A 22594-nucleotide genomic window follows, 5' to 3' on the forward strand; every position below is an offset into this window, starting at 1 on the left:
TCATTCGGGCAAACCAAGGGGATCGGAGATCAAACACATGAGTAAAGCAAGATCACAGAATTGTAATTTAAATATATGGTATTATCTACCTGATGAAGAATGGAATAAAGTTTCGCTTCTATATGAGAGGATGCCTGGGTGGATAGGTTATACAAACGGAAACCCGTATTGGTTTGGTCAGGGAGATGATGAAATTTTTATTGCGGCATCAGTTGAACCAAGTGGATTATCTTTTCAAGGACAGATGAATAATAGCGATTGGAATTCATGGATCAATAAGTTTAAATCAGAAGCTACAAAATTATTAGGTTTTGAGGTTGGAGAGCCTGAGGATGGATTTGTGTAATAGAGGTAACTGAAATTAATTTTGGTGGGAAGTACTATTGTTTTGAAGAAAGAAACCAACCTATACTCGTTATCTGAAATGAGGGGCCCCTTTAGTGATAAGGCTAATAAAAGCTAGCTTAACATTCATTTGTTTAGCAGCATATATTCAATTTATTAGTTTGTTCTCGTTTGATATTGCGAAGAGATTTTATCCTTTTTTTAAAGAAATAGATCCAGATAATGTATTCATGATACTAGTCACTCACCATATATTGCAGGCAATAATAACGTTGTTGGCTATTATCATTATCTCCAAGTTGTTGAATATACGTTTTAAGGATTTTGGATTTAATTTAAATAAACTAAGGTATTCAATTGTATTTGTTTCTGTATTCCTGGGTGTATGGATCCTAATCCAGGCCGTTATTGGCATTTATCTAATAATAGAGCATGGGGTTTCTCCCGGCTTCACATTCCCGCTCAACTTCAGAAATTACATTGGCTATTATTTATTTGAGGTACTTTTATCAGGAACAAGTGAAGAAATCATGTTTAGATCATTAGTAATAACTCTAATGTTGAGTTTGTGGGGAAAGTATTTTTCCAATAGTAAAAGATTCTCGATCGTAGTTATATCTGCCTCTACATTCATATTTATGATAGCGCATATTAATTTCAGTTTATTTCCATTTAAAATAACTCATTTTGACATTCTCCAACAACTAACCTGTTTAGCGTCGGGTTTATGTTTTGGGTATTTGTTTTTAAAAACAAAAAGCATAGTAGGGTGCATGATTGCCCATAATCTGTTAAATGGTATTATTACTTTGATGACATTGCTGTTTGTTTTATCATTTTAATGATGCTCGGACAACAAACGACCCAGCCTAAGATTAGAGCTATCTAGGGCTGGGTTGTTTCGTGATTGTAATAGAGTCATTAACTGATTTGGAGGCAATTTTGTAGATAATTCATAGAGAGAAGAGGTTTTTCAAATGGCTATTTGTGTTGAATTTGAGTTGATTGAAATTGAAAACACTATTGCAAGATATCGTTTCGGTGATTGCCTAGGGGATTTGAACGGAGAATTTGAAACAGATTTATATAGATTTATATCAGGAGAATTTCCGGGAGACACCTCGATGTCTGAAATAGTAGTATTATTAAATGATAAACAGAGCCAATGGAAGGCTATAAAAGCATTCACTAAAATATATAGACACTTTAAAGTACACAAAGAATATTTATCTAAAGGCGGATACTATGCATAGATTGCCTTAAATGACATGTGAAATATGTTGATCGTATAATCCCAGCAATTAATAAAACGAGTAAGGTCGTGATTTGTATGGGACTTGAGGAATTTTATAATTACACAAGTGGAGATGAGCGACACCTATTTAACGAAATAGCTGATCAATTGGAGGAACTGGGATATAAATCTAAAAGGGCGAAAACCAAAGATGTGAATTATGTATTCACCAATTCTAAGACCCCGAAAAACGTTCTTAAGTTCTCAATTGAGAAGGGGAAACCAATATTAAAAATGAAGTTTTTCGCTTCCAGTGATTACTCTGATTTTTTTCATGAATGTATAAGAAAAACTGTTGAAGAATTTAACTTCAGATATACGGGTTGTTACAACTGTGGGAGATGTAAGGATAAATTAGAGGGTTACGAGTACACATATGCGGATGGACGAAAGTATTTTAGATGTGGAACAGAGTTAATTAGTATATATGGGATCTCTTTATCAGAAGTTGATGAAGTTATAAGACTATTCAAAGCGCAGCATGAGTATTACTTATCCAAGAGATAATAAATCAGATACCAAAAGGCGGTAATATAGTGAATTACCCGAATATTGAAACCGAAAGATTATTAATTAGAGAACTAACCTTAGATGATGCTGAAGCGGTTTTCAAACATTTTTCGTATCCAGAAGTTACGAAATTTATGGATATTGAGGTATGTAAAGATCTACGAGAGGCAGAAGAGATTATTGCATTCCATATACAAGATTCAGGATGTAGATATGGCCTGTTTAAAAAAGAAAATAACGAACTTATCGGGACATGCGGCTTTCATTGCTGGTTTACAATGAGTCAAGAGTCAAAAGCTGAAATAGGTTTTGATTTGTCCCCGAATAACTGGGGAAAGGGATTGATGCAGGAAGCATTGTTGAAGATTATCCGAATCGGATTCGATTTAATGAAGCTAGATTATATTGAGGCGACAACAGAAGTTGAAAATTTCCAATCGCAAAGACTTTTGAAGAAAATGGGATTTAAGCAGGAGAGTGGACTAAAGGAAAATTTAATGTATTTTACATTGAGAGAAACTGTTTGAAAGTAGAGGTACCATAATTATACCTGGTGGGTGATCCAATGAAGAGTAATGAGGTTATGAAGCCGGGTGTGACTGGCTTTTTAGAAGAAGAATTGAGCAAACAAGAAATCAAGGATTTTGAAGCTTATTTATACCATGCAATTAGGTGTGAAAATGGAAAGCTAATAAAAACAGAGCTTCTGATAAACAATAGAAATTTCTATACCTACCAAATAGAAATGAGGACTAGAGTATTTCATATTCTCTTACACTCAATTTTTCCCTTTGTGGCATTTGCTTCAGTTGTTGACTACAGCGGTATAGTCTTTATGGATGCACCTGAACAAGTAAAGACAATATTAAGGGAGAGCTATAAAGTGCTGGAGACAAAATTATTAAATCAAGCACTAACAAGAGAAGACACTAGAACACTAGGAAGACATGAACAAGAAATGATCAAATATTGGAAACCAGAAACAATCGGAGAAGTCATATTTAATTATTGGGATTGAGGACAGACATTAACAAGGAGCTGGGGCATTTTGTTTAAAGATTCTGATCATGCCTGGAACCCTACCGCAGAAGAAATTAGAATATGGGCATATAGTGATGCTTTAATTCCCGAACAAGATTGGGAGTTAGCTGTGAATTCTTTTGAAAACATACCTATGATTTGTTCATTTGTTGATGACGAAGAATGCAAACATATATCATTTTTCCTTAGTTGCCTATATGTGTTTACAGGAGATTTTGTAAGGTCAAGGAAAAACGAAGAGTATAATGATTTGATTGAGTTATTAAACAGCATAGAAGTAATAGCAAAATCAGAAGAGCTAAAAGATTGGATAAAACGTTCAAAGGATTTAATTCTAAATCCGGATAAATATGATTATAGGTTTTGGGGGCTTGGGTCCGAGTATGTGTATTAGGTAAAAGATTAAGAAAGATAAGAACACTTTTGTTCCTAGAAGGTGGTTATATGAGTGGAACGTGATCGCTACAAAGAAAAAGTTATGAATACTGTCTCAGAAAGGCAATTAGCCTCAATAATGAATAATACGAAGTGGAGAGAGTTACAAACCGCTGTTCTTAATACCTTGCCATTTCCACCCCCTTTTCAAGCAAAGTATGTATTGGTAGAATCTCCATCTCCAAGTGAGTTTGAAGATGATGTGTGGTATTTGGGAGATTGGATTGAAGGACTGATGCCTTTTTATAATATTGAATGGATCAGGGTTAGACCGAGACGGATTGTAAATACAGGGAGATTGATATCACCTGAGATTATTGATATTACTGAAGAGTTTAAAGGGATACTCAAAGAGTATTCAATCCCATATTATTGTGACAATGAATCGATCTATATTTATGGATATACTTCCGAAACAGACAAAATAATCAAAGATTAGAAGATGCTTAGACAACAAACGACCCAGCCAAAGATAAGAGCTATCTAGGGTTGGGTCGCTTTATACATTTGAAAGAAGGTTATTCATAGATGATTGATGAAACAAGATACCCTATTGGTCAATTTGAGCCGACTCCCATTTTCTTTGAAGAGGACAGGATTAAGCTTATTAATCAAATTTTATTAATTGTTCCTAGGCTTCGAGCACTGATAGTTCGCTTAACACCCGAACAACTCCAAACGCCATATCGGGATGGTGGTTGGTCAATCCAGCAAATTATCCACCATATGGCCGATAATGATATGAACGCTTATTTAAGATTTAAAAGGGCATTAACTGAAATAGAACCCATGGCTTCATCCTATCGAGAAGATTTTTGGGGTGAACTTCATGATTATGTTGAAACCGATATTGAAACCTCTTTAATACTCCTAGAATCTCTCCATAAACGTTTTTACATATTACTCTACAAGTTAGATTCACATCACTTCTCCAGGACACTCAGAACTCAAGCGTTAGGAATAATTAACTTGGACGCTGCACTGCAAAGATTTATTTAGCATAATCATCACCATAAATCTCAGATCGAATCATTAATAGTTAGAAGAGCCTGGTAAACTGAGATACTGGGAATACAAACCGTTAGCTGAAAATACTCTGATAAAAAATAGAACGGATGAATAATGATGGATTGTCTCGGATGCCGAATCGTAAATCAAATTGAACCGGAAGTTAATGTGATTTATGAGAACGATTTTGTAGTTTGTATTTTAGATATTGCACCGTTCAATGATGGCCATATATTGATTTTGCCTAGAAAGCATTACTTGGATGTTGAAGAAATAGACGAATTAACGTTAAGTGCCATAATGAACGCATCGGCAAAGATGTCTATTTTATTAAAAAAGACATTTAATCCGGATGGAATTACATTTTGTCAGAATGGCGGAACTTTCAATGACTTACAACATTATCACATGCATGCAATCCCAAGATTTATTGGTGATGGATTCAGTTGGTCCGAGCCAAAAGAGGAGTTCAAGACAGAAAGATCATTAAAAGAGATAAAACTCTTATTGCTTAAGGAATTAAACAGCAACTCATGAAGTCAATAACTCCAGCCAACACTGTATTTACACATCTCAGCCACGACGGCTGCTCGATCCGTGAGAACCAAAGTTTATAGAAATAGTGAGGTGCTTAATGAAAAACTTAGTTCTTGTAGGTATGTCTGGGGCTGGAAAAAGCACCTTAGGAGTGTTGCTTGCGAAAGCCTTAGGTATGGGTTACGTGGACACCGATATTTTAATCCAAGAACATGAAGGTAGACTGTTGCAAGAAATCATAGATAGCGATGGTATCGAGAAGTTCCTTGAGATTGAAGAAGCGATGGTATCGCGTCTGCAAGTTGTTAACAGCATTATTTCGACAGGGGGAAGTGTGGTTTATTCTGAGCAAGCCATGAACTCACTTAAACAGAATGGACAGATTATATATTTACATGTTCCATTTGAGGAAATTAATAAGAGACTAACAAACATATCAAACAGAGGAATTGTAATAAAGGAAGGAAATAGTCTTCAAGACGTTTATGAGGAAAGAGCTCCTTTATATATTAAGCATAGTGATATTACTATTGATTTAGCTAATAAGGATATAGAACAATGTGTTAGTGAAATTATCGAAGCAAGAAAACTTGAGTTACCCAGGGAGGGGAGAGCCTCCTTATGAAATTCATATTATTATTTGTATTTTTAAAGGGATCTTTGTGAATGACAAATTATTTAAAGAAACAAATGATTTAGGATTACCAGACTCAAAATTAATAATAAAAGATAATGAATATTATGTTGTAGGGGATAATACAGGAAACAGTATTGATAGTAGATTTCTTGGGCCGATCCCTGACACCCAAATTATAGGTAAGGTAGTAAAGATTTTTCACACGAATAGGAGCAATTATGATTGAAGATGAAAGATTAGAACAGATTATAAGGTTAAAAAACTATAGCGAATACATACCGGAATTGTTAGAAGGTATCCAAGATATGAATTGGCCAAACGCAGATAGAATTGTTGATTTTCTAAAACCACGGGCTAGGGAAGTATATCCATTTGTAAAGAATGTGCTTACCACAAACGACGAAATGTGGATCTATTGGGTTCTATCGGAGTTAGTTAGTTCGTGGCCTAATGAAATAGTTATATTCCTAGAGGAGGATTTGATAGTTCTTGCGGAAAATTTAGATATTTTTGTAGAAACAGATTTATTATCTATCGAAATACTTTTAAATAACAATTTAATAAGTCATCAATATACTAGAGAGTTATTAGAAAACAAGGAAGCCTATATAAAGGGTGAAATAGGAAATTTTCAACCTGAATTAATAGACGAATTTATAGAATTAGAGAATATAAGAATAGAGATCCTTCTAACAGATGTGAGTCAAATTGTAGAATATGTTAAAAAGAACAGCAAGAAATTGCATATTAAAGATAAATATGAAGCGCTCCATCGATTTTTAAAATCAGTTCAAGATATATTAATGAAGCTTGATAATTAATACGAAAAAGTGGTGTAACCAAATATGGAGATCTATCTTGTAAGACATGCAATAAAAGAAAAAACCATTGGTGATGTTCCCATAACTAAAGAAGGGGTTAAGCAAGCTCAATTAATTGCTAAATACTTTAAAAGTATTCCTTTATCTTCAATATTCTCAAGTCCGCTAAGGCGAGCTCAGGAAACAGCTGAATACACAGCAAGAATGCATGATTTATCCGTAAGAATTGATAATCGATTACGTGAAAGAGCTAATTGGGGAGACTTGCCTGATCAAACCTTCCAAGAGTTTGTAGAGATGTGGGATAGATGTACTAAAGATCCCGACTTTGTCCCACCTGTGGGGGATTCCGCTAGGCGAGCATGTGAAAGAATGTCCTCTTTACTATATGAACTCGCAGAAGGGCATACTTCAGAATCTCGTATTTTAATTGTAACGCATGGAGGTTTAATTACTGATTACTTGGCAAATACGTTCCAAGAGAATGTTCTTAATCAATATCATCCCCAATTTATTATTGAACAAAGTAAGCTGATTCCGGAATGTTCAATAACGAAATTGAGATATGTTAATAAGAGCTTTTCAATCGAACAATTTGCCTATACCGAACATCTGGAATCCATGGAGGTAGGTCATGGAACTTCTATCCGAGATATCTGACAAAGATTTTGGTTTTGAAAGTTCTTCATCCAATGTCAAGTATTGTGTCAGAAGAGCATCCAGAGCTGTAGTAATTAACCGGAACAATCAGATTGCTATTTTGTTTGTATCGAAGCATAACTATCATAAGCTACCTGGCGGTGGAATCGAAGAGGGCGAAGAAATGGCCAATGCCCTGATTCGTGAAGTTGTCGAGGAGGTTGGAGCAGAGATAGACATAGTCTCCGAAGTAGGGACAATAATTGAATATCGTGATAAGTTCGAATTAATTCAACTATCGTATTGCTATCTAGCTAAGGTCAAGACATTACTGGATCACCAATTATTAACTGATGACGAAAAAGCTAATGGTTTTGTTTTGAAATGGGTATCACTTGAAGAAGCAATAGCTCTAGTTCAAGCCGATAAGCCATTTGATTATATGGGAAACTTCATTCGGAAGAGGGATTATATATTTTTGGCTAAGGCTAAGAAAATACTTAAGGATTTCGAGGGATAACTAGAAGAAGGACGGAAAAATCATCTAACCATGAGTGTCCCCGGGGTGTTGGAGAAGGCTAGAATTGCGGCGTTGATGAACAAGGGGGAAAGTTATCCCCCTTATTCGATGAACTTTTGTGGAAGGAATTATTCTTTAACAGATGTATAGACTTGGCCGTTCTTGGCCTGATTGGCATCCGTCTCTAAAGTGATTTGATTCGCGCTTGAAATGGTGAATACAATTTCGGATAATTCCTTGGCCAACGGCGTAGGAATTCGATCCACCTGGAGCGTAATTTGATTGCCCGATATGGAATAGGTTCCTAGATATTTGCTCGATCCTTTCGGCAAGCGATCCAGAAAGATGAACTCGCCGTTTGTCTTTAAGACCAGCTTTGAAAACTGAGTATGGTCTTCCTTCTCCGATGTCAGATAGACGGCTTCTTCGTTCTTCAGCATAGCTGTCAGAGCATTTCCGGCATCGGCTGCTTCCTCAGCCTCATTTGCATTCCCGGTGGTGATGGCTTCGGAATTGCTGGATTCATGATCTTCATTCGTTTCGGTTGTAGCTTGGGCTGGCTCATTAATGGTTTGTTCAGTGTTAGTGGGTGCGGCCGACTCGGACTTGATTCCCGTTCCGGCAGATTCGGCCGGAGAAGTACAACCTTGCAATAAGGCAGAAGCAAGAAATAAGAGTAAAACAGTTTGCAGCAAAGAAAATCGTTTCATAAGTCCTCCTGGTGTATTAATCTTGACAGCTTGTTTATTATAACAAATGAATGGTAAGAAATTAATAGAACTAAAGGCTTCCAGTCCGGCTCGTACTTAAGGTTCGGGTTTTTTGGCATGAAAGGGGGAAGAGGGGGGATCCGTTGTTATTACGCTCTATTTTTGGGTTAGTTAAACATATGCAGGGCAACTTTTCCATGAAAGCGTACATAACTTTCTAATAACGAGGGATGCCACTTGAGAAAATTAGGGAATTTGCTCTTGGCCTTCGGTCTGGCGATTTTGGTGTATGTCGGAGTGGGACCGGTGTATTACAAACATCAAATAGATCAGCGAATTGAAAGCTATTTGAGTTTGCCGTTCGATGAGCTCAATCAGTCGGCGTCTGCTTTTGAAAAGAGCTCTGCCCAATCAGCGCCGGAACAAGCGGAGCTAGAACAGGAAGGCACCGAAGAGGTCCAACTGGCGGTTGGGACCACGCTGGCCGTGCTGAACATTCCCAAAATCAAGCTGACCGTCCCCGTATTGGAAGGTGCAGGGTTAGAGCAATTGAAAGAAGGAGCCGGACATCTGCCTGAAACGGCAGAGATCGGTACACCTGGCGGCAATTCCGGCATCGCTGCCCATCGGTCTTGGACGTTCGGTCAGTATTTTAATCGGCTGGATGAAATGGAAGTGGATGATGAATTTCAGATTTTGACGAAGAATCGCCTGTACACTTACCGCATCCTCGGCAAAACGGTCGTGGAACCCACTGACATCTCCGTGCTGGAGCCGGTATCCGGCAAAACCATGCTAACGCTGATTACCTGTCATCCGCTTCATTCCAATAAGCAAAGACTGATCGTCGCGGCGGAACAAATTAAGGACGAGTTGTTTGATCCGGATGAATCGGCGAAGCGGGTGGGGTTGGCGAAGTCTAAATGAAAGACGGACTTTGGAATCCCGCTGACGCTTTTCCCGGCCTTCACCGAGTTGTATACTAAGTATAGAGAATAAAAACTTGGCGGATGCCTAAGTGGACCCTACCGGATGAATAGATCCCTGCGAGGGTCTTCCTTTCCTGGCATTCCAGCCGTAAACCTTATTGGATAAGGAGATAGGAGGAGCTTGTTTGCAATATGAAGTGATTCTTTTTGACCTCGACGATACGCTGTATGATTTTGCAAAAACCGAAGATTTCGCTTTACGTCAAGCTTTCCGTCATTTCGGAATGGAGGATACGGAGGAGCTGATGGGTCAGTACCGTGACATTAATCGTCAGCTATGGAAGGAGCTTGAGCAAGGGCTTATTTATCTGGATGTGCTGCGGGTGGAGCGATTCAGAAGACTGCTTGAATTACGTGAGTTTTCACAAGAACTCGACGCCGCAGAGTTTAGCCAAACGTATGTGGGGTATTTATCTGAGGCATCCTTCTTGATGGAAGGGGCTGCGGAAACCTGCAACCGACTGTTGGATGCGGGATACCGTGTTGCGGTGATAACGAATGGAATCAGGGAGGTACAGCTTGGAAGAATAAGCCGGTCTGAGCTGTCCGGCAAGTTTGAGCAGGTGATCATTTCCGAAGATGCCGGTTCGCAAAAGCCTGACCCGGCTATTTTCGATTACGCATTTGAAAAGCTAGGGCATCCGGATAAAAACAAGGTGCTGATTGTCGGGGATTCGCTGACATCGGATATTTACGGCGGGAATCAATACGGAATCGACACGTGCTGGTTCAATCCGAAACAAGCCGACAATGCTTCCGAGGCAAAGCCTGATTACGAAATTCGGAGTCTGACGGAGCTCCTGGAGCTTTTGAAGGTGTAGCCCGCTGCTTAAACATACAAAAATATGGAGACTACTGCTTTGACGGTAGTCTTTTTTTATTTATTTAGGTAAGTCCCGAAATTATTAGACGGTTCCGCTGAAAATGAGGTTGACTCAACATATCAGATGTATAATCATGGAAGAAGCATACCCTAACGATGAATTGGAGTACAGAATGAATACATATAAGTGGATACCTATCATAATTTGTTTTCTTCTGCTTTTGGCAGGGTGCAGTACTACCCACAGTATAGATACCAGTTCAACCAGAACCTTAAAAAAAGACTTAAAGGATCTATCGCCGTCGATCAAAAGAGTACAATTTACATTCACTCGTCCAAACCTTTTTTGTAGAATTGATATGAGAAATGAACCGAGTACAGAAGAACTGGAATCGATTCTTGCGGAATTCAAGGAATTTTCAACAATGGATAACATGAATGAGATCGCTCGCAGTGTCAAATGGGGATTGGAAATATCAGAAATTCATGTTGATATAAATACGGATAAAGATAAAAAATCCATTGAACATGCTTATTACGCAAGGTATTTCAAAACATTCGATGCTAGTGATCACTCGGAAGCAAACATTGAGGGGTACAGAATTTGGTATGAAATATAACATAACTGTATAACTGGGAGGTGTTTAGTAAAATGAAAATTCCATTAATCGTCTTAGATTTAGATGGTACACTCCTCAACTCAAGCAAAGAAATAACCAATCGTAATTCTAAAGCTATTGCAGATTGCGCAGGATTAGGAATTAAATTCATCTTTGCGACAGCGCGTCCTCCAAGGGCAGTCAGATCATTTATGAATGATGAGTTATTCAGATTAGGTTCTTTTATTTATTACAATGGCGCCTATATCGATTGCAAACACACGGGAATCCAAGAACATATATCGATTGAATCTCAAATTACAGCTGAAGTTCTAGATTACTGCCTGCAATGTAACCCGGCTCTTGATTTAAGTCTGGAAGTGAAGGATGAGTGGATGAGTTTAAGGGAATATGACTACACCGCACTCATTAAGGTCGAAGATAATCCTGCTGTAAAGTCACTGGAAGAACTCAAACGACATGATGCATCAAAGATTCTTTTTTCAGGGAGAATGAATTTGGATTTATTTATGGATAAGTTTAATACGAGATTAAATATTTTAACTACAGACAATGGAGAGCTTGTTCAGCTTTCATCCCTAAGAGCTTCGAAAGAAAGTGCGGTATCGGTTTTGTGTAAGGCGATGAACATCCCGCTCGAAAAGGTCATGGTCTTTGGTGATGATTTTAATGATATCGGACTATTTAAATCTTGTGGATGGCCCGTGGCAATGGGGAATGCAATTGAAGAATTGAAACAGATATCTAAAGAGATTACCGAAACTAATGATAATGATGGAGTAGCCATGGTTTTAGAAAAACTTTGCAGATCATAGGAGAATGATTCATGGATGTAGAGATTAGATTATTAGGCCCTAATGAAGCTGTGCCAATAGAGTTATTACTGTTAGCTGATCCTTCGGAAGAAATCATCTTAAATTACATAGATAGAGGGGAGTGTTTCATAGCTACCAACAATAATGAAATTATCGGTGCATTGGTAATTATTAAAACTCGCCCTGAAACCATTGAAATTGTAAATATTGTAGTAAAAGAAGATTTTCAAGGTAAAGGAATCGGAAAGAAATTAATTGATTTCGCCATAATCTATGCAAAAGAGCAACGTGAAAAAACGATGGAAATCGGTACGGGTAACAGCAGTATATTTCAGCTGTTGCTATATCAAAAATGTGGATTTCGAATTGTTGGCGTAGATCCTGATTTTTTTATAAGACATTATAAAGATGAAATTTATGAGAATGGAATACAGTGTAGGGATATGATTAGATTAAGGCTTGAACTTTGATAGTTTTTTTTGGGGCTACCGCCCGCTGACTAAGCCCGTCGGATGTACTAGGAGGTGTAAAAGACACTTGCTGAAGTTTAAAATACTCTTTTTACTGTTATTAGTTCTAATGTCTACAGGATGTTCGTTTTCAAGTGAAGACACATGGAAAGAACGGAGCCATATTAAGCAGGGTGATGTAAAGCAAATTTTGATAGAAAACTCAGAAGGGGTAAGTGCCAGTTTGACCGATCGGGTTGAGATTTCTGCAGTTATTAATGCATTGAAAACGGGCGTGTTTGATCCTGGAGTTTTTGATATAAGAGTGCAGGATTTCACTGCGACTATTGAATTAAACAACAGTGATAAAAAGAAAATCCATCTTTGGCTTTTATCCGGGGCGAATCTCTTCACCGACTCTGAGGATGATGGTCATTTTACATTAAATGAAGATGCACGAGAAAAATTGGTTAAAATCATCAAAGAAAATGAATTATGGAATGAAGATTCGGCGGCTAATTAATAAGCCCGATGCTTTTGATAAACATCTTATATTTTGGAGGATCATATGAACTCTTCAGACATTATTCAAAGCACGATTGAAGAAAGTAATTTCGTTCGAAACAAACTGATTAAATTTAATTCAGAACATGTACCCAACGGTCGTTATGAGGAAATTAATTTGTGTTTGAAGAATAACAAGGGAGAAATTATTGCAGGATTGAATAGTGCAATTTGTTGGAATTGGATGGAGGTTGATATTTTATGGGTTCATGAAGACTATCGAAAGAAAGGTTATGGAAAACAACTTCTTGATGAAGCAGAACAAATATCTCGCGAAAAGAATTGTTCTTTCATTAAATTAAACACGTTTAGTTTCCAAGCACCTGATTTCTATAAAAAGAACGGATATCAAATCATTGCAGTTATAGAAAATGCCCCAAAGGATTATAAACACTATTATTTATTAAAAGAGCTCTAATAATTTCAAGGTACGCCCCTGATTCTCAAGAGGATGAAAGGAGAATATCAGTTGCATGACGATTATGAAATAGATGATTACATTATCCAAGCAGATGTTTCCGTTCCATTAGTAGTGATGATGTGCGGAGTAGCCGGATCAGGAAAAACAACATTTGCTCAAAGATTAGAGAAAAGAGGTTTTGTACGTCTTTCCATTGATGAAGAAATATGGGCTACACACGGACGTTACGGAATTGACTATCCAATTGAAATGTATGAGCAATTAAAAAGTGAAGCCGAGTTAAAGTTGCGCAATGAATTAGTAGATCTTATAAATGAAAAGCGTAACGTGGTAATCGATTTCAGCTTTTGGCAACGAAAGAGACGGAATGAATATAAGAAATTAATTGCAGATGAAGGCGGGGGATGGAAGCTTATATATTTGAAAGTTCATCCTAATGAATTACGTGAACGACTCCGTATTCGGAGTCAGCGGTTCGATGCAAATGCAGCATTTACAATAACAGAAGAAATACTAACTTCATTTCTAGAGGGTTTTGAAGTGCCTTCCGGAGAAGGGGAAATTATCATTGAAGCAAACGATTGAACATCTTTGAGTGGAACTTAAACAAAGACCAGGTGTTATCGACACTTGGTCTTTGTTACATTAAAGAGCCATTTCTCAAGATGCATCCGTTCTCGATGATACTTATCATTCATTAAGAAGGAAATGGGTAATAACAAAGAATGTGTGTTTGAATTACGGAGTGCTGGCTGAGTCGGTTAGCATGTACATCATGTAGGAGGATAATACGAATGGTAGAATTGAAAAAAACAGAAAATTGGGTTGCAGGGCTGCAGTGGCTATTTTTCATATTTGCGAATATTGTGATTATCCCGGTCACCGTAGGACAAGCCTTTCAATTATCAGATAGCTCTATTATGACGACCCTGCAGCTATCCTTCATAGTGACGGGGTGCGCGTGCATATGCCAAGCATTATGGGGACATCGCCGGGCCATTTTGGAAGGGCAATCGGGTTTATGGTGGGGAATGATCCTAACTACCGTAAGCATTGCTGCTTCTCAAGGGATCTCCTTGCCTGAAATAGGGGGCAGTCTCGCCGTTGGGATTCTAATCTCTGCTGCTATCACCGTGTTTGTGGGCCTATTCGGCTGGGGCAACGCGCTTGCAAAACTATTCAAGCCAGGCGTGATGGGCGTGTTCATGCTACTGTTTGGCTTCCAGTTAATTCAGATTTTTCTCAAAGGGATGCTGGGAATCCCTATGGGCAACACGCCAGACCATGTGTCGATTCAAGGGAATATTGCTCTTCTTTCCATCATCATGATGTTACTTATGGTTATTGTTAATGTGACGCTGCCGAACAAGATCAGTAAATATTCTCTGCTCATCGGCATTGTCATTGGGTGGGCTGCATTCGCTATATTTTTGGGCGAGGAAGAGACTGTAAAGGAGAGTGCGTCGCTAACCTTCAATTTCTTTTTGTTAGGAAAGCCTGAATTCAATGTCGGCATTATTATTGTGGCTGTGGTAACAGGCATTTTGAATTTAGCGAACACCTTTGGCGCATTGAAGGGAACCGAAGATTTATACGACAGCGAGACCAGCAAAAAGCAGTTCAGCGCAAGCCTCATCATATCCGGCATATTCACCGGAATAAGCGGATTATTTGGGCTGGTTCCGTACGCTCCGTTTGTATCATCCATCGGGTTTTTAAAACAATCCGGCATTATTCATCGAATGCCTTTTTTGATTGGCGGGGCGCTATTTCTCATGATGGGTGTATTTCCGCCGGTCACTCTATTTTTCTCCAATATTCCGTTAAGCATTGGCAGTACGGTGTTGTTCGTTTCTTATTTGCAGTTGCTGTTGTCTTCACTGGATTTCTTGAAAAAGATCGAATTCAATAAACGCAATGTCTACCGGTCCGCTATACCGATCTTTGTAGCCGTGGTGATCATGACGTTCCCGGACTCCTATTTTGCCGGTGTCCCAACTTATATTCAACCTTTTATTCAAAATGGCCTGCTGGTTGGAATTACGCTAGCCTTGGTCCTGGAAAATCTCATTCCTTGGGACAAAATCGTAGAACCGGGTCAAAGTAACAATTAATGCATAAATGACGAAATGGGGGGGTTAGCTTTGACCTCCTTCGGGTACCCAATGCCATTTCTTTTTTAGCAAATAATGGATCACTAAGGTTATAATGATCTTGAATAGATAGTAAAAGGAATGATATAGACATGGAACAACAATTAGAAGTTGCCATTCAATTAAGAGAATCAGGGAAATTGGAAGAGGCACGATCTTTATTACTTGAATTATTGGATCAACAACCATTAGATCCCTCTGTCTGGTATCAATGCGCTTGGATTCATGACATTCTGGGATTAGAAAGTGAAGCCGTGCCTTATTATAGAAAGTCTCTAGAGCTTGGATTAAGGGGAGAGGAGAGACAAGGTGCATTATTAGGTCTGGGAAGTACATATAGAACTTTGGGGATGTATGAGGAAGCCAAAACCATATTTGAGACGGCCATGAAAGAATTTCCGGACCGAAGAGAATATCAAGTTTTCTATGCTATGGTTCTATATAATAAGCAGGCATTCAGCGAGTCAATGTCCATATTACTAAAGCAACTGGCGGAAACAAGTAACGATGAGGGGATCCGAAGCTATAAGAACGCAATTTTATTTTACTCGGATAAGTTGGATCAGATTTGGGATTAAGGTTATTTTCGCCAATGATTTTACTAATATAAATCAAAAAGGCGGTAGGTCCATTGAAGAAGAATTTGAAAAAAGCTTCAGTCTTGATCGTAATGATCATATGCTTGCTAACTGTTGGATGTACGGCAAACGATGAGATTAAAGTTTCGAAATCTAACGTTGTTACACCAAGCGAGATAAAGCCAATAGCCAGTTCGGAAGTTGAATCCTTGTCAGACATAATAGATGCCTACCTGAGCAAGCTCAATTTCAACGGCTCCGTGTTGCTGGCCAAGAATGGTAAAGTGTTGGTTCGTCAAGGCTACGGTATGGCAAATTGGGATAAGGAATTACCTAACGGCCCAACGACTATCTTCCGAATCGGCTCCGTCACCAAACAATTCACCGCGCTGGCCATCATGCAGCTTCAAGAGCAAGGTAAGCTGAATGTGAACGATCCTGTTCATACATACCTGCCCGATTATCCACACAGCGATCAAATCACTATACATCATTTGCTCACACATACATCCGGAATCCCGAATCTTACCGAATTTCCAAATTATCTGGAGACGATGGGACAGCCAGTTACTGTCGAACAGAACTTATCCATATTTAAAAACGAACCGCTTGAATTTGAACCGGGAAGCGAATTTCGTTACAGCAATTCAGGCTACATACTACTTGGTGCCATTATTGAACAGGTCAGTAAGCAGACTTACGAGGACTACGTTAGCGAGCATATTTTCAAACCGCTTGGAATGAACGATTCCGGATTCCGGGATGGAGAGTCAACGGATCCAAAATATGCGGTGGGTTATATGAATATTCTAAATGAACCATTACAGGCGCTACCCATTGATATGAGTGTTCCTTATTCCGCTGGAGCAATGCTTTCGAGTATAGATGATCTGCATAAATGGGATCAGGCGCTTAATACGGAGCAACTCATTAACAAGTCATTGGCAGACGCCATGTTCACGCCTTTCAAAGATCAATATGCGTACGGATGGGTGGTCATGGATGGAGGTAGAAAAATATATTTTCACAACGGGGGCATTAATGGTTTTACCGCTTATATCAAGCGTTATGTGCTGGATGACATGACCGTAATCGTGTTGAGCAACTATGAGGGGACAGATATTAACAATATCGGGGATAGACTTGGAGTTATGCTGAATGAAAGTCCGTAACGAAAATATTGAAGCCAAAATAGTGAGGTGAAACGGTGCCTATTCGACTTGCCCACAATAATCATTATTCAGAACGAATTGATGATGTAATTAAATATATGGATGATAATTTTTCAAGGAAGATAAGTCTGGAGGAGCTTGCGGAGGTCTCCAACTTTTCCAAGTATCACTTTTCGCGGGTGTTCTCGTCGATTGTTGGAATGACTCCCTATGCTTTTTTGAAAAAAAGAAGATTGATCGCGTCCGTTGAATATCTTTTAAATACAGATAAGACTATACTGGAAATATCTATGTTATGTGGATTTGATTCTGCGTCGAGTTTTAACCAAGCCTTCAAACAGCTTTACGGTAATACTCCTGGAGATGTAAGAAGAGATCCAACAATTATTAGCAATATTCCCTTATATCATGGCAACAAACAGGCAGAAACAGTACAACCTTCTCGTTATTCTGAAAGTGGGATTACAAATAACTTTCTGAGGAGGATCTGGGAAATGAATATTACCGTTAAGGAGCTGCCGGATTACGAGGTTGCGTATGTTAGGCACGTTGGAAGCTATCTTGAAACCCGTAAAGCATGGGAGGTATTGGGTGAATGGGCAGCTAAGAAAGGCTTCTATCCACCCGAGCACTCATATATTGGGATATCTCTTGATGACGCAAGTTTAACGGATGAATATGCATGTCGTTATGATGCATGTTTAACGATCAAGGGTGATCACAACAAGGATTTGGATCCTAATATTAAGTATAAAACTTTAAATGGTGGCCTGTTTGCATTGTATCAGTTCTACGATACGATCGATAAATTCGCTATCGCATATCAAGTTGTATACGGCCAATGGTTGCCCAATAGCGGGTACGACCCTGATGATAAACACTGCCTGGAGTTTTGTATGAATAATCCCTTTGAGGATCCCGATGGAAAAGCTAAGGTTGATCTATATATACCTATAAAGAAAAGAGCAGAAGAGTAACCACAATATAATCCCGGACAACTCACGACCCAGCCTAAGATAAGAGCTATCTAGGGCTGGGTTGTTTCATAAATACTATAATGTTGTCCTGTCTTAGGGTTAATAAAATAAGGTTAAGGGGGATGTTTGGTGCCTAAAAGAAAAGTACTCCATTATGATGCATTTTCATCGATCGCCAACATGGGAAATCCGGCTGGCGTCGTTCTGGAAGCTGATGACTTAGATGAAAAATCAATGCAAGCAATTGCTGAAAAGGTTGGATTTAACGAAACCGTATTTATTACGAGTTCGAAAAAAGCAGATTTTAGACTGAGGTACTTTACGCCAGGTCATGAAATTAATCTTTGTGGTCATGCTACGATTGCGTCAATGTATTGCTTGAAAACCTTAGGATGGTTACAAAATAAAGATTCGATAACGATCGAGACGAATGTTGGTAATTTACCCATTTCCTTTGCAAATAGAAAAGGAGATTTATTTATAACCATGAAGCAGGATCACCCCCGATTTATTCCATTTCGTGGTTCAATCCCGGCCCTAGCCGACAGCATGGGGCTTCCGGAAGAAACGATCGATATATCCAAGCCTATTGTCTATGGAAGCACTGGTACCTGGACGCTGTTAATACCTATAAAAGGGTTGGATCCATTCGCAAGAATGTGTCCCAACAACGAGATGTTTCCTGAAGTATTGCGCGAGAATCCAAGATCATCCATACACCCGTTCTGTATTGAAACCATGGATAAGAATGCTTTTATGCACGCGAGGCACTTTTCATCCCCGTACTCAGGGACGAAAGAAGACGCGATTACAGGTACTGCATCGGGCGTGATGGGGGCCTATTATCTGACGTACTTGAATGAAAATAGTGAGGCTGCAGATTTTTTTGTTGAACAAGGTCAAGAAATTGGCAGGGATGGAAGAGTACATGTCCAAGTTATACGTAATGAAAGTAAAATGGATGTTTATATTTCCGGAACAGGAGTTTTCGTTCAAGAATTTGAAGTTCAGTATCCTTAAGGAGCGGGATAAAATGAAATCTCCAGGTGGCTCGATATTTCCTTATTATTATAAGGGTGGCGAAATTCATTGCTTGAAGTATGGTAGTAAATATAGGGATGAAGGAACGCTTTTTGAATTAATGAGACAGGAAGAAGAGTTTATCTTTAAAACCAATAAGAAACTTAAAATATGGATAGATATGTATAAGACATCGGTAACAAGTGCGGTTCTTAATGAATTAATAAACAATCTAACTAATTTAGATCCCTATAATGAAAAACTAGCGTTCGTTGGCTTTTCTAGAATAAATCAATGGCGATTTAAGCGATACGTGAATAAAGCAGGAATCAAGAAACCAGTTTCGTATTTTTCGGACCCGGAGGATGCTAAGACCTGGTTAGTATATGAAAGATAGAATCTATTTTAATGGGAGGAACGGTTATGCGGGAAAACGAGGAAATCAAGATAGAGGAAAGTCTGGAGGACATTACGGGTGTAACTTGTATTTATGTACCAGTTAATGATGTTTACGAGTCTATTAAATGGTACCAAAAGAATTTGGGGTTTCAACCCGCACACCGAGATCATGTTGAGCCAGGGATGGAGACTGCAGTTTTGAATTTACCTGATCGGAACGGAAATATGCCTTCGCCTGGGTTACGGCAAGTTGTGCCTGCTCTTTTCCTGCACAAATCGGACGAGGAAGGCGGTCGATTACGCTTTGCCTGGACATTGGATAACGGAAGACCCCATGCCATGGCCTGTTTCATAACTCCACGGATCGAAGAGCTATATGAACGTTTTAAGGAAAACGGTGTGAATATCATTGGAGAACGAATGACAAGCGGACCAAACATCACGTTCGCAGATCCGGACGGCAACATATGGGAAGTATGGCAACCATAGAGGAAGGGGCACTTAAGATGATAGACTTGTTTAAATATAACTGGATGGTTAGAGAAGAATGGTTTAGTAAATGTTCAAAATTATCGGAAAACGAACTTGTTCAGGAGCGTCAAGGGGGGCATGGCTCCATACTTAAAACTCTCTTTCATATTATTGATGTGGAATGCAGTTGGATACAAGCAATACACGGCGATGTGGTTTCCGAACCGGATTATGAACATTACAAGTCATTGGAACTGATTCGACAATTATCAAGGGAAAGTCAAGAGATAGTGAATAAACACCTATTGAAATGGTCTCCAACAGAAGAATTTAAGACTGTAACCGTGCCATGGTCAGCTGATACTTATTATTATGGTGAAGTCATAAAGCATGTGATCGTACACGAAATACATCACATGGGTCAATTATCCATATGGGCGAAGGATGTAGGGCTTGATGCGGTCAATGTAAACTATATAGGTAGAAGAATCATGGATGGTCATAAGGGGTGTTCGAAATATGTTTTGTAGTAGATGCGGGGAGGAGCAGAAGGAGCAGGAGAATTTAGTCTGTCCCAATTGCGGTAATAATGTTTTTACCCCCTATAAACTTAAGGGTTTAAATTGGAAGAAGCCCAAAGAAAGTGATAGAAAATTTGAAGATATAACTTTTTACCCGAATATTAAAGTAAACCCCGAACACGAAGCCGAAAAATGGTTCTATGTGTTTAATGGGGAGAGGTACGGCCCTGTTTCAAGGCTTGAGCTGCTTCATCTTTATAACGCTGAAAGAGTATTTTTAAGCACTAAGGTATGGAAATCAGGAATGTCAGATTGGGCCGATATAGGCCAGACAGATTTAATTGATAGAAGTATTGTACCGCCGCCTTTGAAGGGTGAAGATATTAACAATACATTAGTATGGATATTGGCGTTCACACCCATTTTAGGGACTTTGTTAGAGTACATACTATCTGGAGCGATCGGTGTGGCTAGCGGTTCACTATGGTTCATTACGACAATACTCAATACCATACTGTGTGTAATTGATGAAAGAAAGATAAAAAGAGCAGGTCATAACACTAAAGAAATGTTGTTGTGGGCCATATTCATCATTCCCGTTTATCTTTTTAGAAGAGCACATATATTGAAACAGAAAAGTGCTTACGCCATTGTTTGGTGTATTACGTTTGCAATTTTGATCTTCGCCCCCACGTGGATTTCCGGAATTATCGGCATTGCCGACCCAAGTGCTGTTAATATGGTTAAAGAGGGGACCATGAATTCGTATCCTGATAAAACAATAAGTCAGATGGTAGATAACTATTTTCTAAATCCAAAATGGAAAGCCATTGTAGCGGACGATAATAATACATATGTTAATGTGATGGGCAAGATTACATATCTAGGAGACGACACCAAAGTACTGATTCAATACAAACTGATTGATGATAGTTCATTTGAGTTTTATGCCTTGGAATTTAATGGGGTGCCGCAAGATATGACAACTTATACTGCATTAATGAATAGCATGTATGCCGAGTGAAGAAAAGGAATGATGAAGGATGGAAGTTAGACAAATGTCTACAGCCTTTCTATTTAATGAAAACAAAGTAATTATGATGAAGAAGGATTCAAGTAGAATTACAGATACTGTGTTTTGGACAGGACTCGGTGGGCATTTGGAGGCGGATGAGCTGAATTCTCCGAAAAGGGCCTGCATTCGAGAAATTTACGAGGAATCCGGAATACAAGAGGAAGAAATTGAAGAACTAAAATTAAGATACATATTATTACGAATAAAAAAGGAAGAAATAAGGCAGCAATTTGTGTATTTCGGAAAAACCAAAGTATTAGACTACATAAATTCAGAAGAAGGGGAATTACACTGGATTGATAAGGATAAGATTTTAGAGCTGAGACTATCGAAAATTGTAAGCTTCATGATGGAACATTATTTGGAGAACCCGGATAAAAACGAAATTTTAGTAGGAACCATTACAATAAATCATGAAGATCAACCAGACATACAGTGGTCGGAACTTAAAGACCCAAAGATATTTTAGACAATCGGGAGACTAATTCGAATTTTCCAACCGCGCATGAAAAGGCAGTAATATGGTATAACAGATTTTAGAGGCACGGATACCCTGCATATATTATTCACGAATTAGAAAAGGAAAATAAAAATGGATCTGATAGAACAATATAATAGGTTATTAACTATTGCAGAAACTCTATTAAAAGCTTATCAGGACAAAGTGAACGATATAGAGACTTATAAAGAGGGACTACGCGTTATTGATTTGTGTAAAGAATGGACAACAAATCAAGAGATAACCGCTGATGATATCTACGGAACTATTGATTCCGAGGATGGTTACGATATCGTTGAATTTTGTGGTTTGGAAGGGATATCCGAAGGGGAATCATCCATGTGGATTTTATTTACGGATATGGTATGTGCGCTATGCAGTTTGGCATATCGGATGGAACATCACAAATATGTACCTCAGGTCATCGAAGGGATTATCTTTGAAAAAATCGAGGATTTCGTTATTTTTCTTAATGGAAATTTGAAGGTACATGAAAACGTTAAGGAATGCGCGAACTATTTTGCTGAAAATGTCTGTTACTGAATAAGACA

35 protein-coding genes are annotated in these 22594 nt (G+C 38.6%); 34 read left to right on the forward strand and 1 reads right to left on the reverse strand.

The features are described from left to right. Positions 1–37: 37 nt before the first annotated feature. From KB559_RS07915 to KB559_RS07985, 15 genes are all read left to right on the forward strand, one after another. The gene (locus KB559_RS07915) at positions 38–346 is read left to right on the forward strand and encodes a hypothetical protein (protein ID WP_211021184.1); all 309 of its coding nucleotides are present in this window, start codon (positions 38–40) and stop codon (positions 344–346) included. Positions 347–575: 229 nt separating this feature from the next. Further along, positions 576–1187, forward strand: a complete 612-nt coding sequence (locus KB559_RS25565; RefSeq protein ID WP_481856447.1) for a CPBP family glutamic-type intramembrane protease — start codon at positions 576–578, stop codon at positions 1185–1187. A gap of 135 nt (positions 1188–1322) precedes the next feature. Continuing rightward, on the forward strand, positions 1323–1598 hold the full coding sequence (locus KB559_RS07925; protein WP_211021186.1) for a hypothetical protein: 276 nt from the start codon (positions 1323–1325) through the stop codon (positions 1596–1598). 77 nt (positions 1599–1675) lie between these two features. Then, positions 1676–2146 (forward strand): hypothetical protein, encoded by a 471-nt coding sequence (locus KB559_RS07930; RefSeq protein ID WP_211021187.1) that lies wholly within the window; start codon positions 1676–1678, stop codon positions 2144–2146. A 29-nt stretch (positions 2147–2175) separates the two neighbouring features. Next, positions 2176–2676, forward strand: a complete 501-nt coding sequence (locus KB559_RS07935; RefSeq protein ID WP_348772901.1) for a GNAT family N-acetyltransferase — start codon at positions 2176–2178, stop codon at positions 2674–2676. A gap of 38 nt (positions 2677–2714) precedes the next feature. Then, positions 2715–3167: a hypothetical protein gene (locus KB559_RS07940; protein ID WP_211021188.1), complete on the forward strand. Its 453-nt coding sequence runs from the start codon at positions 2715–2717 to the stop codon at positions 3165–3167. Between the two features lie 30 nt (positions 3168–3197). Further along, positions 3198–3584, forward strand: coding sequence for a hypothetical protein (locus tag KB559_RS07945; RefSeq protein ID WP_211021189.1), 387 nt, complete (start codon positions 3198–3200; stop codon positions 3582–3584). Between the two features lie 54 nt (positions 3585–3638). Continuing rightward, positions 3639–4064, forward strand: coding sequence for a DUF6678 family protein (locus KB559_RS07950; protein WP_211021190.1), 426 nt, complete (start codon positions 3639–3641; stop codon positions 4062–4064). An 89-nt stretch (positions 4065–4153) separates the two neighbouring features. Then, on the forward strand, positions 4154–4624 hold the full coding sequence (locus KB559_RS07955) for a DinB family protein (RefSeq protein WP_211021191.1): 471 nt from the start codon (positions 4154–4156) through the stop codon (positions 4622–4624). Positions 4625–4801: 177 nt separating this feature from the next. Then, the gene (locus tag KB559_RS07960) at positions 4802–5170 is read left to right on the forward strand and encodes an HIT family protein (protein ID WP_481856437.1); all 369 of its coding nucleotides are present in this window, start codon (positions 4802–4804) and stop codon (positions 5168–5170) included. 97 nt (positions 5171–5267) lie between these two features. Next, a complete protein-coding gene (locus KB559_RS07965; protein ID WP_211021193.1) occupies positions 5268–5795 on the forward strand; it encodes a shikimate kinase in 528 nt (175 codons plus the stop codon). 37 nt (positions 5796–5832) lie between these two features. Next, a complete protein-coding gene (locus KB559_RS07970; protein ID WP_211021194.1) occupies positions 5833–6033 on the forward strand; it encodes a S26 family signal peptidase in 201 nt (66 codons plus the stop codon). Then, positions 6026–6628, forward strand: coding sequence for a DUF5071 domain-containing protein (locus KB559_RS07975; protein ID WP_211021195.1), 603 nt, complete (start codon positions 6026–6028; stop codon positions 6626–6628). Before KB559_RS07970 ends, KB559_RS07975 begins: the two co-directional genes overlap by 8 nt. Positions 6629–6652: 24 nt before the next feature. Continuing rightward, entirely contained in the window at positions 6653–7288 is a 636-nt protein-coding gene (locus KB559_RS07980; protein ID WP_211021196.1) for a histidine phosphatase family protein, read from the forward strand. Next, entirely contained in the window at positions 7263–7787 is a 525-nt protein-coding gene (locus tag KB559_RS07985) for an NUDIX domain-containing protein (protein WP_211021197.1), read from the forward strand. The genes KB559_RS07980 and KB559_RS07985 overlap by 26 nt, the downstream gene beginning before the upstream one ends. A gap of 128 nt (positions 7788–7915) precedes the next feature. On the opposite strand, the gene KB559_RS07990 is transcribed toward KB559_RS07985, so the two are convergent. Continuing rightward, positions 7916–8497, reverse strand: a complete 582-nt coding sequence (locus tag KB559_RS07990) for a hypothetical protein (protein WP_211021198.1) — start codon at positions 8495–8497, stop codon at positions 7916–7918. 237 nt (positions 8498–8734) lie between these two features. On the opposite strand from KB559_RS07990, the gene KB559_RS07995 reads away from it, so the two are divergent. The 19 genes from KB559_RS07995 (at position 8735) to KB559_RS08085 (ending at position 22586) form a co-directional block, all read left to right on the forward strand. After that, positions 8735–9424 (forward strand): class D sortase, encoded by a 690-nt coding sequence (locus tag KB559_RS07995; RefSeq protein WP_211021199.1) that lies wholly within the window; start codon positions 8735–8737, stop codon positions 9422–9424. A gap of 187 nt (positions 9425–9611) precedes the next feature. Beyond that, the gene (locus tag KB559_RS08000) at positions 9612–10307 is read left to right on the forward strand and encodes a YjjG family noncanonical pyrimidine nucleotidase (protein WP_211021200.1); all 696 of its coding nucleotides are present in this window, start codon (positions 9612–9614) and stop codon (positions 10305–10307) included. Positions 10308–10443: 136 nt separating this feature from the next. Next, positions 10444–10929, forward strand: coding sequence for a hypothetical protein (locus tag KB559_RS08005; RefSeq protein WP_211021201.1), 486 nt, complete (start codon positions 10444–10446; stop codon positions 10927–10929). Positions 10930–10961: 32 nt separating this feature from the next. Continuing rightward, complete coding sequence (locus KB559_RS08010) at positions 10962–11744, forward strand: Cof-type HAD-IIB family hydrolase (RefSeq protein ID WP_211021202.1); 783 nt, start codon at positions 10962–10964, stop codon at positions 11742–11744. 11 nt (positions 11745–11755) lie between these two features. Further along, positions 11756–12214 carry a GNAT family N-acetyltransferase gene (locus KB559_RS08015; RefSeq protein WP_211021203.1) on the forward strand — a complete coding sequence of 153 codons (459 nt, stop codon included), beginning with the start codon at positions 11756–11758 and terminating at the stop codon, positions 12212–12214. 67 nt (positions 12215–12281) lie between these two features. After that, the gene (locus KB559_RS08020) at positions 12282–12716 is read left to right on the forward strand and encodes a YhfM domain-containing protein (RefSeq protein WP_211021204.1); all 435 of its coding nucleotides are present in this window, start codon (positions 12282–12284) and stop codon (positions 12714–12716) included. Between the two features lie 45 nt (positions 12717–12761). Further along, a complete protein-coding gene (locus KB559_RS08025; protein WP_211021205.1) occupies positions 12762–13175 on the forward strand; it encodes a GNAT family N-acetyltransferase in 414 nt (137 codons plus the stop codon). Positions 13176–13292: 117 nt separating this feature from the next. Beyond that, positions 13293–13763, forward strand: a complete 471-nt coding sequence (locus KB559_RS08030; protein WP_445323825.1) for a P-loop nucleotide/nucleoside kinase family protein — start codon at positions 13293–13295, stop codon at positions 13761–13763. Positions 13764–13972: 209 nt separating this feature from the next. Further along, complete coding sequence (locus KB559_RS08035; protein ID WP_211021207.1) at positions 13973–15292, forward strand: uracil/xanthine transporter; 1320 nt, start codon at positions 13973–13975, stop codon at positions 15290–15292. Positions 15293–15423: 131 nt separating this feature from the next. After that, positions 15424–15909 (forward strand): tetratricopeptide repeat protein, encoded by a 486-nt coding sequence (locus KB559_RS08040; protein WP_211021208.1) that lies wholly within the window; start codon positions 15424–15426, stop codon positions 15907–15909. 53 nt (positions 15910–15962) lie between these two features. Next, entirely contained in the window at positions 15963–17081 is a 1119-nt protein-coding gene (locus tag KB559_RS08045) for a serine hydrolase domain-containing protein (RefSeq protein ID WP_211021209.1), read from the forward strand. 35 nt (positions 17082–17116) lie between these two features. Continuing rightward, positions 17117–18058: an AraC family transcriptional regulator gene (locus tag KB559_RS08050; protein ID WP_348772902.1), complete on the forward strand. Its 942-nt coding sequence runs from the start codon at positions 17117–17119 to the stop codon at positions 18056–18058. 129 nt (positions 18059–18187) lie between these two features. After that, a complete protein-coding gene (locus KB559_RS08055) occupies positions 18188–19078 on the forward strand; it encodes a PhzF family phenazine biosynthesis isomerase (RefSeq protein WP_211021210.1) in 891 nt (296 codons plus the stop codon). Positions 19079–19091: 13 nt separating this feature from the next. Continuing rightward, the gene (locus KB559_RS08060; RefSeq protein ID WP_211021211.1) at positions 19092–19475 is read left to right on the forward strand and encodes a hypothetical protein; all 384 of its coding nucleotides are present in this window, start codon (positions 19092–19094) and stop codon (positions 19473–19475) included. A 26-nt stretch (positions 19476–19501) separates the two neighbouring features. Next, positions 19502–19966, forward strand: a complete 465-nt coding sequence (locus KB559_RS08065; protein ID WP_211021212.1) for a VOC family protein — start codon at positions 19502–19504, stop codon at positions 19964–19966. Continuing rightward, positions 19945–20478, forward strand: a complete 534-nt coding sequence (locus KB559_RS08070; RefSeq protein ID WP_247681658.1) for a DinB family protein — start codon at positions 19945–19947, stop codon at positions 20476–20478. The genes KB559_RS08065 and KB559_RS08070 overlap by 22 nt, the downstream gene beginning before the upstream one ends. Continuing rightward, positions 20468–21493: a DUF4339 domain-containing protein gene (locus KB559_RS08075; RefSeq protein ID WP_211021213.1), complete on the forward strand. Its 1026-nt coding sequence runs from the start codon at positions 20468–20470 to the stop codon at positions 21491–21493. Before KB559_RS08070 ends, KB559_RS08075 begins: the two co-directional genes overlap by 11 nt. Before the next feature lie 19 nt (positions 21494–21512). Further along, positions 21513–22013 carry an NUDIX domain-containing protein gene (locus KB559_RS08080; RefSeq protein ID WP_247681659.1) on the forward strand — a complete coding sequence of 167 codons (501 nt, stop codon included), beginning with the start codon at positions 21513–21515 and terminating at the stop codon, positions 22011–22013. 123 nt (positions 22014–22136) lie between these two features. Then, positions 22137–22586 carry an Imm6 family immunity protein gene (locus KB559_RS08085; RefSeq protein ID WP_211021214.1) on the forward strand — a complete coding sequence of 150 codons (450 nt, stop codon included), beginning with the start codon at positions 22137–22139 and terminating at the stop codon, positions 22584–22586. Positions 22587–22594: the final 8 nt, after the last annotated feature.

This window comes from Paenibacillus sp. Marseille-P2973 (assembly GCF_018101095.1).
Lineage (GTDB): Bacteria > Bacillota > Bacilli > Paenibacillales > Paenibacillaceae > Fontibacillus > Fontibacillus vini.